This window comes from Pantoea sp. Cr_R13 (assembly GCF_029222565.1).
Taxonomy (GTDB): domain Bacteria; phylum Pseudomonadota; class Gammaproteobacteria; order Enterobacterales; family Enterobacteriaceae; genus Pantoea; species Pantoea eucalypti.
Map to the genome: position 1 here is coordinate 460,059 of NZ_JARHXL010000013.1, position 12,735 is coordinate 472,793.

11 protein-coding genes are annotated in these 12,735 nt (G+C 60.0%); all 11 read left to right on the forward strand.

The window, feature by feature from the left end:
- Window positions 1-31 precede the first annotated feature (31 nt).
- The 11 genes from P2R09_RS09770 to P2R09_RS09820 all read left to right on the forward strand — a co-directional run bounded on the left by P2R09_RS09770 (window position 32) and on the right by P2R09_RS09820 (window position 12,735).
- Window positions 32-988 (forward strand): ABC transporter permease, encoded by a 957-nt coding sequence (locus P2R09_RS09770; RefSeq protein ID WP_003852376.1) that lies wholly within the window; start codon window positions 32-34, stop codon window positions 986-988.
- Window positions 985-1,836, forward strand: coding sequence for an ABC transporter permease (locus tag P2R09_RS09775; protein WP_003852377.1), 852 nt, complete (start codon window positions 985-987; stop codon window positions 1,834-1,836). Before P2R09_RS09770 ends, P2R09_RS09775 begins: the two co-directional genes overlap by 4 nt.
- Complete coding sequence (locus P2R09_RS09780) at window positions 1,833-3,497, forward strand: ABC transporter ATP-binding protein (protein WP_275769140.1); 1,665 nt, start codon at window positions 1,833-1,835, stop codon at window positions 3,495-3,497. The genes P2R09_RS09775 and P2R09_RS09780 overlap by 4 nt, the downstream gene beginning before the upstream one ends.
- A 122-nt stretch (window positions 3,498-3,619) precedes the next feature.
- Window positions 3,620-4,951 carry an FAD-binding oxidoreductase gene (locus tag P2R09_RS09785; RefSeq protein WP_275769143.1) on the forward strand — a complete coding sequence of 444 codons (1,332 nt, stop codon included), beginning with the start codon at window positions 3,620-3,622 and terminating at the stop codon, window positions 4,949-4,951.
- 11 nt (window positions 4,952-4,962) lie between these two features.
- Window positions 4,963-5,805, forward strand: a complete 843-nt coding sequence (locus P2R09_RS09790) for a GNAT family N-acetyltransferase (RefSeq protein WP_275769145.1) — start codon at window positions 4,963-4,965, stop codon at window positions 5,803-5,805.
- Window positions 5,805-6,731, forward strand: coding sequence for a glyoxylate/hydroxypyruvate reductase A (locus P2R09_RS09795; RefSeq protein ID WP_275769148.1), 927 nt, complete (start codon window positions 5,805-5,807; stop codon window positions 6,729-6,731). Before P2R09_RS09790 ends, P2R09_RS09795 begins: the two co-directional genes overlap by 1 nt.
- Before the next feature lies 1 nt (window position 6,732).
- Window positions 6,733-7,866, forward strand: coding sequence for a M20 aminoacylase family protein (locus P2R09_RS09800; protein WP_275769150.1), 1,134 nt, complete (start codon window positions 6,733-6,735; stop codon window positions 7,864-7,866).
- Window positions 7,867-7,979: 113 nt separating this feature from the next.
- On the forward strand, window positions 7,980-9,296 hold the full coding sequence (gene gabT / locus P2R09_RS09805; RefSeq protein WP_275769152.1) for a 4-aminobutyrate--2-oxoglutarate transaminase: 1,317 nt from the start codon (window positions 7,980-7,982) through the stop codon (window positions 9,294-9,296).
- A gap of 166 nt (window positions 9,297-9,462) precedes the next feature.
- Entirely contained in the window at window positions 9,463-9,972 is a 510-nt protein-coding gene (locus P2R09_RS09810; RefSeq protein WP_003852391.1) for an Lrp/AsnC family transcriptional regulator, read from the forward strand.
- Window positions 9,973-10,224: 252 nt separating this feature from the next.
- Window positions 10,225-10,671: a GNAT family N-acetyltransferase gene (locus P2R09_RS09815; RefSeq protein WP_275769157.1), complete on the forward strand. Its 447-nt coding sequence runs from the start codon at window positions 10,225-10,227 to the stop codon at window positions 10,669-10,671.
- 18 nt (window positions 10,672-10,689) lie between these two features.
- Entirely contained in the window at window positions 10,690-12,735 is a 2,046-nt protein-coding gene (locus P2R09_RS09820; protein WP_275769159.1) for a hydantoinase/oxoprolinase family protein, read from the forward strand.

Genomic DNA, 12,735 nt, shown 5'->3' on the forward strand with positions numbered 1-12,735 from the left:
GGCCCAACAGGCTCTTTTAAGGAGTACGCCGATGAACCGATACATGATGTTCCTGATTGCCCGGCGGATTGGCGCCGGCATCCTGACTTTGCTTATCGTCTCGGCGGTGGTGTTTTTCATCACCAGCCTGCTGCCGGGTGACGCGGCACAGATGATCCTCGGCCAGAACGCCACGCCGGAAACGGTGGCGGCGTTACGGCAGCAGCTGGGTCTCGATCAGCCTTTGCTGATGCGCTATATCCACTGGCTGACCGGCATGGTGCAGGGCGATTTCGGCACCTCGTTTGCCAGCCATCTGCCGGTCTCGCAACTGGTTGCGCAGCGTATACCCGCCACCTTTGAACTGGCAGGTATCACCACGCTGATCTGCGTGCCGATGGCGCTGATCATCGGCATCATCGCGGCGATGAATCGCGGTTCCCGGCTCGATCGGGCACTGGTTATCGGCACGATGGCGACGGTTGCGGTACCGGAATTTCTGGTGGCCACCGTGGCGGTGCTGATTTTCGCCGTCAAACTGCACTGGGTGTCGGCGATGTCGTTCGGCAGCCCGGACAGCGACCTGCTGAGCTACCTCAAAGCATACGCGCTGCCGGTGCTGACACTCTGCTGCGTGCTGGTGGCGCAGATGGCGCGCATGACGCGAGCCGCCATTATCAATCAGCTCGACAGCCCCTATCTGGAGATGGCGCTGCTGAAAGGGGTGTCGCCGCTTCGCGCCGTGCTGCGCCACGCGCTGCCCAATGCGGTCGGCCCTATCGCGAACGCGATTTCACTCAGTCTCTCCTATCTGTTTGGCGGAGTGATCATCATCGAAACCATCTTCAGCTATCCCGGTCTGGCCAGCCAGCTGGTGGATGCGGTCAGTAACCGCGACCTGCCGGTGGTGCAGCTCTGCGTGATGCTGTTCGCCGCCTGCTATCTGGTGCTGCTGCTGGCGGCCGACATTCTGACTATCGCCTTTAACCCGAAATGGAGAAGCGCATGAATACTCTCTTGTTGCCCTGGCGTTTCTTTCAGTCTCTTTCCTGGTCAGGTCGGCTGGGTCTGATGATGTCGCTGTTCTGGCTTCTGATGGCGGTATTCGGCACATCGCTGGCGCCACACAGCATTGATGACATCGGCGGCGGCCCGCTGATGGGTGGCCTGACGGCGGATAACCTGCTGGGCACCGACTATCTGGGACGCGACATGCTGAGCCGTATTCTCTACGGCGCGAAATTCTCTATCGGCCTGGCACTGAGTGCGGCGCTGCTGGCCAGTCTGATCGGCACGCTGCTGGCACTGCTGGCCGCGGTAACGGGGCGCTGGCTGGAGGAGTTACTGGGCCGTGTTAATGACGCGCTGCTGGTGCTCCCAGGCAAAGTGCTGTCGCTGATGATCGTCGCGGTGTTTGGCTCCTCGCTGCCGATGCTGATCCTCACAGCGGTATTCACCTACTGGCCGGGCGCATTTCGTATCGCTTTTGCCATGGCCAGCTCGCTGCGCAGCATGGATTACGTCCGGGCTTCACGGCTGCGGGGCGAAAGCCGCTGGTATATCGCCATTCACGACATCCTGCCTAACATGGTGCACCCGATGCTGACGGACTTTGGCCTGCGCTTTGTCTATATCGTGCTGCTGCTGAGCGGGCTGAGTTTCCTCGGTCTGGGCGTTCAGCCGCCGTATGCCGACTGGGGCACGCTGGTGCGTGAAAATATGCAGGGGCTATTTGACGGTTCGCCTGCCGTCCTGATGCCCGCGCTGGCGATTGCCAGCCTGACCATTGGCGCCAACCTGTTTATTGACAGCCTTCAGGCGATGCGTCCGATGACGCTGGCGAAGGAGGGAGCATGAACGTGACACCACATACCGCCATGCCAGTGATATCGGTGGATAAACTGCGCGTCACCGCGCAGACCGATCGCGGCGAAGAGATTGACCTGGTTTCCGACATTCATTTTACCGTGCAGAAGGGTGAGGTGCTGGCGCTGATAGGCGAATCCGGCTCAGGTAAAACCACCATCGCCATGGCGCTGATGGGCTATGCCCGCAGCGGCTGCCGCATTGCCGACGGTAACATTCACGTTGCTGGCACCGATGTTAACAGCCTGACGCCAGGCCAGTTACGCGCCTTTCGCGGCAACAAAGTCGCCTATATCGCCCAGAGCGCGGCGGCATCGTTTAATCCGGGCATGAAGATTCTCGACCAGGTCATTGAGCCCGTAGTTATTCACGGCACCCTGACGCGCAAAGCGGCGAAAGAGAAGGCCATAGGCCTGTTCCGCGAACTGGCGCTGCCGAACCCCGAGACCATTGGCGACCGTTTTCCGCACCAGGTATCGGGCGGACAGCTACAGCGTCTGATGACGGCGATGGCGCTGATTGGCGATCCCGATGTGGTGATCCTCGATGAACCGACCACCGCACTGGATGTGACCACCCAGGTGGAAGTGCTGAAAGCGTTTCGCCGCGTGGTGGTGCAGCGTGGGGTCACCGCGATTTACGTCAGTCACGATCTGGCCGTGGTGGCACAGATGGCTGACCGGATTCTGGTGCTACTGCGCGGCAAAATGGCGGAGTATGGCAGCACGGCGCATCTGATTGGCGCGCCTAAGGCGGAGTACACCCGTTTACTGATGGACGCCGCGCGGCAGAAAGAGCGGCCCAGCAACTGGTGCCCGGCCGCTGCTGATATTCAGCCGCTGCTGGAGGTGCGCGACCTCAACGCAGGTTATGGCCCGCGTGGCAGCGACGGCCACCCGAAAGTGCGCATTCTGGAGGAGATCAACCTCAAACTGTGGAAAGGACAGGCGATTGGCATTATCGGTGAATCAGGCTCGGGCAAAACCACCCTGGCGCACGCCATTGCCGGTCTTAATGCCCCCAGTCACGGCCACATCCTGTTTAACGGCCACTACATTGCGGGCGATATGCAAAAACGCCCTGACAACGAGCTGCGGCGCATTCAGTATGTGTTCCAGATGGCGGATACCGCATTGAATCCGGCCCACAGCGTCGAACGTATCCTGTCGCGACCGCTGACGCTGTTTCACGGCCTGAGTGGTTCGGCCCGCCAGCAGCGACTTTATCAGCTACTGGATCTGGTACAGCTGCCACGCAGCGTGTTGTGGCGGCGTCCCTGGGCACTTTCTGGCGGGCAAAAGCAGCGCGTCAATCTTGCGCGTGCGCTGGCGGCTGAACCGGACCTGATCCTGTGTGATGAAGTGACCTCGGCGCTGGATACCGTGGTTGCCGCCGCCGTACTCGACTTAATCAGCGAGCTGCGCCGTGAGCTGGGGCTCTCGGTGATCTTTATCAGCCACGACATGCATGCCGTTCGCGCGGTGTGCGACGAAATTGTGGTAATGAAGAGCGGTCGCATCGTCACCCAGCTGGCGCGCAACGACTACGACAAGCCGACCAGTGAACTCTATTTCGAGCGGCTGAAGCGCGCGGTGCCGGAGCTGCGTCAGGGCTGGCTGGATGAGCATGAAGAGATTTTAAAAGCAGAGTGAGTTAGCGCGCTCTGATTTACCCGCCTGCAGAGCAGTGATGCATTGCGCAGGCGACGTACTTACGCACAGCGGCGATGTTGCCCTGCGCCAGACCCGATACTGACAACAGAGGTTATTGTGTTATGCCTGCACCCATTCGTTATGTACAGGACAGTGCGAATTTCCCTGATTCCGCCGATGTGGTGGTGATTGGCGCCGGTATTGCCGGTGCCGCAGCCACCTGGGAGCTGGCAAAGCAGGGAGTGAAGGTTGTGCTGATTGAGAAAGGCCTGGTAGGGGCAGAGCAGTCGAGCCGCAACTGGGGCTGGTGTCGTCAGCAGAACCGCGATGAGCGCGAACTGCCGCTGATTATTTATGCGCTGCAACGCTGGGGTGAGCTAAATGATGAAACCGGCGAAGAGCTTGGGTTCCGGCGCAGTGGTCTGGTCTACGCCACGCAGGAAGAGTCGGACATTGCGGCCTGGGACAAGTGGATCCAGATGGCAAAGGGCTATGGCGTAAACAGTTCGATTCTCACGGCGGAGCAGGCCAAAGCAATGACGCCGGGCAGCACCACTACCTGGCGGGGCGGTCTCTCAGCGCCGACCGACGGCCACGCCGAACCGCGCCTCGCTGCGCCTGGGCTGGTGGCGGGCGCGCTGAAAAAAGGCGCAATGCTGTTTCAGCAGTGTGCGGTGCGCGGGCTGGATATCGCTGGCGGCCGTGTCAGCGGCGTCTGGACCGAACGCGGTCTGATCAAAACCAGCCGGGTTATCTGCGCCGGCGGGGCCTGGACCTCGATGTTCTGCCGTCGTCATGGCATTGATCTGCCACTGGGCAACGTCATTGGCACCGCTTTCCGTACCCAGCCTATCGAGCAGGCGATCGCCATGCCGCTCTACACGCCGGGCTTTGCCTGTCGGCCGCAGATGGACGGCAGTTACACCGTGTCCGTCTCGGGTCGCGGGCGTCTGGAGCCCGGCGCACAGGGGCTGCGTTACGCTCGCCAGTTCTATCCCACATTTAAAAGTCGCCGCAAGAATCTCACCCTGAACCTTGGACTGTCGCCGTTCTTCAACGGCCCGGAGGCGATGGGTGGCTGGGCATTTGACCGCGAGTCACCGTTTGAACGCATGCGCATTCTCGATCCGGCTGCCGATGCAAAAATCGTGGAAGAGGGGCTGGCGGCGATGCGGCGTGAATACCCGGCGCTGGCGAACCTCCGGCTGGCGCAGTCGTGGGGCGGCATGATTGACAGTACCCCGGACGCGATTCCGGTGATCTCCACCGTGGCGAAACTGCCGGGGCTGGTGTTGTCTGCAGGTTACAGCGCCCACGGCTTCGGTATCGGACCGGGAGCTGGTCGACTGGCGGCGGATCTTGCCACCGAAGCCACCCCTATCGTTGATCCAACGCCGTACCGCTACAGCCGTCTGGTGGACGGCAGCGGACTTGAAACACCAGGCATGATGTAAGGAGAGTTTTAATGAGCCTGACAATACGCGCAATGACGCCAGACGATCTTGACCCGTGCTTCAGCATGACGCAGGCACTGAAATGGCCCCACCGACGTGAAGACTGGGCGCTGGCGCTGCAGCTGGGCGAGGGCACAGTGATTGAAGAGCAGGGCAGGCTGATTGGCAGCGCCGTGCTCTGGCGCTGGGGCGACAGTGCGGCCACGCTGGGTCTGGTGATTGTCGACAACCAGCAGCAGGGGCGTGGTCTCGGCAAACAGCTGATGCTGGCGCAACTGGAAAAAGTACCGGATTACAACGTGCGTCTGCACGCCACTGAAATGGGCAAAGGCTTGTATGAAAAGCTCGGGTTTGTCAGCTGTGGTGAGATTCGTCAGCACCAGACCCGTGAAGTCACCACGCTGCCAGACGTTGTGATCCCGGCGGGATGCCAGCTGCGCCCGGCGACACTGGCCGATCACAGCACGCTGGTGATGCTGGATCAGCAGGCACACGGTATGCATCGCCCGGCGCTTATTGCACATTTACTGCGCGACTGTCAGACGGTGATTTTAGAGGACGCAGCACAGCAGATTCAGGGCTTCGCCGGCCTGCGCCGCTTTGGGCACGGTTGGGCAATTGGCCCGGTGATCGCAGCTGACTTTGCGATCGCGCAGGCGCTGGTCGCCTCGCTGATGCAGTCGCTACAGGGTGAATTCCTGCGAATTGACACCGACGCCGCGCTGCCGATGGCGGCCTGGCTTGAGAGCCTGGGTATTTCTCAGGTCGATGCGCCCACCACAATGGTGCGCGGCACGCCCTGGACACCGCAGAGTATGCAGGCGTTTGGATTGATGACGCAGGCGATGGCCTGATGCATATCGTCTATAAATCGGATCCGGAACGTGGGCGGATCTGGCAGCGCTGGCTGGCAGAACATGCACCTGATATTCACCTGCATATCTGGCCAGAGACCGGTGATCCAGACCAGGTTGAGGCGCTGGTTGCCTGGCAGCCTCCGGCAGATATTCCGGCGCGGTTTCCACACCTGAAACTGCTCTTCTCGGTAGGTGCCGGCGCCGATCAGTTTGACTTCAGTGTGCTGCCGCCCGACCTGCCGGTAATCAGGATGATCGAACCGGGCCTGACGCAGGGCATGGTGGAATATGTCACCTTTGCGGTGCTCGGGCTGCATCGTGATATGCCGCGCTATTTTCATCAGCAGCGCCAGCAGCAGTGGCTCGCACATGCGGCATTACCCGCCTCACAGCGGCGGGTCGGCGTGATGGGACTGGGCGAACTGGGTCAGGCCGCGTTAGCGCAACTGGTGGCGCTGGGTTTTGACTGCGCAGGCTGGAGCCGCACACCACGCCAGTTTCCTGGTGTACGCTGCTGGCACGGCGCAGATCAGCTCGCTGATTTCCTGGCGCACAGCGAGATTCTGATCTGCCTGCTGCCGCTGACCGACACGACGCGGGGTTTGCTGAACCACACCCTGTTCAATCAGTTACCCCAGGGCGCGGCGCTGGTGCAGGCCGGTCGCGGCCCGCAACTGAACCATGACGATCTGCTCGACGCGCTGGAGAGCGGTCAGCTCCGTGCTGCCGTGATTGATGTCACCGACCCGGAGCCGTTACCACCGGATCATCCGTTCTGGCACCATCCCGCCATCTGGCTCACCCCACACATTGCCAGCCAGACGCAGAATGAGAGCGCCATTGCGGCACTGCTGGAAAACCTGCGGCGCTACCAGCGTGGCGAACCGCTGCACGGTGAAATTGACCGTTCGCGAGGATATTAAGATGGAACATTTAGTGGCACTGCGCCGCGATCTGCATGCGCACCCGGAGCTGGGCTTTCAGGAGCAGCGCACCAGCGACATAGTGGCGAATTTCCTGCAACAGCTGGGCATTGAGGTGCATCGCGGCATCGGTAAAACCGGCGTGGTCGGGATACTGAAAAAGGGCAGCAGTGACCGCATGATCGGCCTGCGCGCCGATATGGATGCGTTGCCGATGCAGGATCAGAGCGGCACAGACTGGCAAAGCCAGGCAGAGCAGGTGAGTCACGCCTGCGGCCATGACGGTCATACTGTGATGCTGCTGGGGGCCGCCGAAAAACTGGCGCGCGACGTCAGCTTTGACGGCAGCGTCTGCTTTATCTTTCAGCCTGCCGAAGAGGGGCAGGCGGGCGCAAAGGCGATGATCGAGGATGGCCTTTTCAGCCGCTTTCCCTGTGAGGCGGTCTACGCCATTCATAACTGGCCTGAACTGCCCCTCGGTCAGGTGCAGACCCGGCCCGGCGCCATCATGGCGGCAGCCGACCGCTTTGATATTCGGGTGCTGGGTGGAGGCGGTCACGCTGCGCAGCCTCATCTCACATGCGATACGCTTCTTGCGACCAGTGAGCTGGTGGTGCAGCTGAATACCCTGGTTTCACGCGCACTCGACCCATGCGAAACCGCGCTGCTCACCGTTACCCGAATGCAGGGTGGCTTTTCACACAACATGATCCCGGCAGAGGCGAACATCACCGGCACGGTGCGCACCTTCAGCCCGACCGCACAGGATACGATTGAAGCGCGTTTGCGCCAGATGGCGGCGCACATCACCGCCGCCCACGGCCTGCACGCAGAGGTCAGCTATCGGCGCTACTACCCGGCGACGATCAACAGCGCAACGGAAGCGCAGTTTTCCCTTGAGGCGCTAAAGCAGGCGGGCATCCCGGCTGACCTCGCACCACAGCCCGCGCTGACCTCAGAAGATTTTGCTTTTATGCTGCAGGCGCGCCCCGGTGCCTATCTGTGGCTGGGATCGGCACCCTGCAAGCCGCTGCACCATGCCGCTTACGACTTCAATGATGCGCTGATCCCGCATGGCATTAACGTTTTTGTCGCCCTGATTCGTCAGGGGCTGGCAGAGAAATTTCCCTGCTGAATGCAGCGGGATTTTGACAGGAAATGCCGCTGCCTGGGGAATTACGGCAGCGTAAGAAACCAGCAGGTTGCGATACTTGAACCAACCGAACGTTACGTGGATGAGGGTTTAAAATGCAGAATGTCATGGCAGAGCAGCAAGCATATTCCGATAACAGCCTGTTACTGGATGCACGTGAGCAGAATGTGCCGCGCGGTGTAGTGACCGCCCATCCGCTGGTGATCGAACGCGCCAGAGGCAGTGAAGTATGGGACGTGGAGGGCAATCGCTATCTCGACTTTGTCGGCGGCATCGGCGTGCTGAACGTCGGCCACAATCACCCTGCGGTGGTCAATGCGGTAACCCGGCAGTTGGGTCTGGTTTCTCACGCCTGTTTTCAGGTGGTGGCCTATCCGGGCTACATTGAACTGGCACAGCGGCTGAACAAACTGGTCGGCGGCGATGAGGCATACAAAAGCGCCTTCTTCACCAGCGGCGCCGAAGCCGTGGAAAATGCGGTGAAGATTGCCCGCTCGCACACCCAGCGACCTGGCATCATCGCGTTTGATGGTGCGTTTCATGGGCGTACCCTGCTGGGCGTCACCCTGACCGGTATGTCCGCGCCTTACAAACAGAACTTTGGTCCGTTCCCTGGCGACATCTATCGTCTGCCATTCCCGAACCCGCTGCACGGCATCACCGAAGCGGACTGCCTGAAGGCGATGGATCAACTCTTCGCCGTGCAGATCCTGCCTGAGCGTGTGGCTGCGATTATCATCGAGCCGGTGCAGGGCGATGGCGGCTTCCTGCCAGCCGGACCGGCCTTTATGCAGGCGCTGCGTCGTATCACCAGCCAGCACGGCATTCTGCTGATTTGCGATGAAGTGCAATCCGGCTTTGGGCGTACCGGCACCATGTTTGCCTTCCAGCAGTTGGGGATCAAACCGGATTTAATTACCCTGGCGAAAAGCCTCGGCGGCGGTCTGCCGATTTCCGGCGTGGTTGGCCGTGCAGAGATCATGGATGCGCCAACGCCAGGCGGGTTAGGCGGCACTTACGGCGGCAACGCACTGGGCTGTGCGGCAGCGCTGGCGGTACTGGATCTGTTTGAGCATGAGAACCTGTTACAGCGTTCCTGTCAGCTCGGCGAACAGCTCAACGCCCGTCTGCGACAGCTGGCGGACAAATATGCCTGCATTGGTGATGTGCGCGGCGTGGGCTTTATGCAGGCGGTGGAAATTCTCGACTTCGAAACGGGGCGTCCCGATGCGGCGCTTACCCAGAAGATCCTCGACAGCGCCTGCCAGGAAGGATTGCTGCTGATCAAATGCGGCCTGCATCGCAACACCATCCGTTTCCTGGCGCCGCTGGTCACGACCGACTCACAACTGGAAGAGGCACTGCATATCTTTGATATTGCGCTGGCCCGCGCCACGGGCCGGCTGGGTTAAATCTGCATTCCTCATTGATTTTATTAGAATAATTTGAAAGCCTCCCGCTGGTATAACCACTGCGAAGCGCTGGCGCGTTTACAGTAAAGCGTGTTATATCTTCGGGAGGTTCTGAACATTTGATTAAGCGCCTGGCCCAACAGGCTCTGACAATGAGGGGGGTGCTATGAACGGCTTAATGAAACTTGACCGCATCGACATCAACATCCTGGTGCAACTCCAGAAAGATGGCCGTATCAGCAACGTTAACCTCGCCGACGCCGTCGGTCTCTCGCCCAGTCCCTGTCTGCAACGGGTCAAACGTCTGGAACAGGCTGGTTTTATCACCGGTTATGAAGCGCACATTAATCTCACCCGCATTACCGATTCGGTGACCGTCTTTACCGAAGTCACCCTTTCAGGCCATCGCCGCGAAGATTTTATGAAGTTCGAAAGTGCGATGCGCGACGTCGATGAGCTGATGGAGTGCCATCTGATCACCGGCGGCTATGACTATTTGCTGCGCTTTATTACCCGCAGCATTGAACATTACCAGGAAGTGATAGAGAAGATGCTGGATGCGCAGATCGGCATTGATAAGTACTTCAGCTATATCGTGATTAAATCCCCGATCATGAAAAGCAGCGTGCCGTTACGATCGCTCATCGGCAAGCACACTGTGGAGTTCGGCGTATAAATGTCGGCCCGGCGTCGCCTCTCTCCTGCGTCCACCGGAGAGAGGGCCGTCACACCCATCCCGCTTTTTGGCTGCCTGCCTGACCCGTCATCCCGTTACCTCTATACCGCTTTGATCTGCCCATTCATCCCTCAGCATAAAATTTTTTTCCGTTACAAAATTCAGTGGCTGCACCCGGTTTCAGGGCGCGCTACAGCCTCAACCGTCGTCCGAACCCTTTTAAAATGATTTCAACTGATACAAGGAGTTGCCATGGACTCATTACAGATTGCTGATCAGCAGTGGCAGCGCGATATGTTCACCGTCTCTACCGATCGCCAGCGGCTGGACCTTGCCTGGATCCATATCCAGCTGGCGGAGAAGTCCTACTGGGCCAAAGGTCAGCCGCTGGCTAAAACCACGCGGGCGATTGCCGGTTCGCTGCCGTTTGGTCTTTATCACCAGCAGACTCAGATAGGTTTTGCCCGACTGATCACTGACTACACCCGCTTTGGCTGGCTGTGCGACGTGATCATTGATGAAAACTGGCGCGGTCACGGGCTGGGCAGCTGGCTGGCGACCTGCGTCCGTGAACATCCGGAGCTGCAAACGGTGCACCGCTGGATGCTTTCAACCCAGGATGCCCATCAGGTCTACCAGCGGCTCGGCTGGCGCGTTGTGCAGCATCCCGAGACGCTGATGGAATTCCCGCTCTCATAACTCTGGAGTTAACCCGATATGCGATACCGCGTTGGCGTGGATATTGGTGGATCCTTTACTGATTTCGCCGTGCTGGACCAGCAAACGAACCAGATCCATACCCTCAAAGTCCTGTCACGCCCGGACAAACCCGGCAGCGAAATCGAGACCGGGCTGACGCAATTTCAGCAGCATCAGGGCATTGATCCCGCTGAAATTGGCTACTTTACCCACGGCACGACGGTAGGGATTAACGCGGTGATCCAGCGGCGCGGTGTGCGGCTGGCGCTGTTTGCTACCGAGGGCTTCTGCGATGTTCTGGAGCTGGCGCGGCTGAAAATTCCGCATATCCATGATCTTTTCTCCCGGCGAGCCGCACCGCTGATTACCCGCGACAGGGTATTTGCCATCCGCGAACGCATTGACGCCCACGGTAATGTGCTGCACGCGCCTGATCGTCAGAGCGTGCTGGACGCCATTGAGCAGGCACGCGCTGCTGGCTGTCAGGGCATTGTGGTCTCGCTGCTGCACAGCTATCGCAACCGGCATAATGAAGCAGCAGTAAAAGCGGTTATTGAGGAAGTCGCGCCTGAGCTGCTGACCTCCTGTTCCGCTGACATCTGGCCGATTATTCGTGAGTATGAACGCACCATCACCGCCACCATTAATGCCTACGTGCAGCCGATGGTCATTCACTACCTGGAATCCTTTGAGCAGGCGCTGAAACGGCTTGGCGTAAAGCCACCGCCGCGTATCACCAAATCCAACGGTGGGGTAATGGGCGTCGGGCAGGCGAAACGCGAATGCGTCCAGATGGTGCTCTCCGGCACCGCCTCCGGGGTGATCGGGGCCAGCTATCTGGCCAGCGCCTGCGGTTTTGACAAAATCCTCAGCCTGGATATTGGCGGCACCAGCGCCGACGTAGCAGTGATCATTGACGGCAAAGTGGCGCAGGGAAACGGCGAAATCATCGGCGACTTCCCGATATTTATTCCTTCTGTCGCCGTCACCTCAGTGGGGCAAGGCGGCGGTTCGCTGGCGTGGATTGACGGGCAGGGCGTATTGCAGATGGGACCGGACAGTGCCGGATCGCTGCCGGGTCCGGTCTGCTTCCAGCGCGGCGGCACACAGCCGACGGCCACCGATGCCTTTGCCGCCTGCGGCATGATGGGCCACGGCGCGCTGGGTTATAACGCCGTGACGGTGGATGTTGCCGCCGCCCGGGCGGCCTGGCAGCCCCTTGCCGATGCGCTCACTATTTCAATCGAGGAGACCGCGGAAACCGCTATTCAACTGGCGATCTCCAGCATGTACAGCGACACCAGTGGCCTGCTGTCGCGCTTTGGCCTCGACCCACGTGAATTCTGGTTCCTCGCCTTTGGCGGAGCGGGCCCGATGATGGGCTGTTTTCTTGCCCGCGAACTGAACATGAAAGGGGTGATTGTTCCGCCTACGCCAGGCGTGCTCTCCGCGTTGGGCGGGCTGGTAGCGGACATCCGCAACGATTTTATCCGCACACTCTACGGCGACCTGACGCCTGCGCTCGCTGACACATTAGCCAGTGAAGCCGAAGCCTTGCAGCAGCGCGCCTGCGGCTGGCTGACGCAGGAGCACGGCAGCGACATGCCCTACAGCCTGCAGTTCAGCGCGGATATGCGCTATCACGGACAGTCGTTTGAAATCGACGTGCCGCTGGAGGCGAACTGGCTGATGCAGGCAGATTTCACTGCGTTGCATGACGCCTTTGATCGCCAGCATCAGCAGCTGTTTGGTCACAGTGACCCGCAGGCACCGGTGCAGTTGATTAACCTGCGGCTGGTGATCGCCTCCCCCACGCCAAAACCGGTGATTAACCGGCTCGCAACGGCGACAGAACCGGTGCCAGTGCTGAAACAGACCGATGCATGGATCGACGGCGCATGGCATCAGGTGGATGTGGTGCTGCGAACCGTATTGCTTGCCGGCCATCAGTTACGGGGGCCGGTCATCATTGCGCAGAACGATTGCACCACCTGCGTGCCGCCCGGCATGAATGTTACGGTCGATTCCTTTGGTAACCTGCTGATCACGGCGAACGAGGCATAA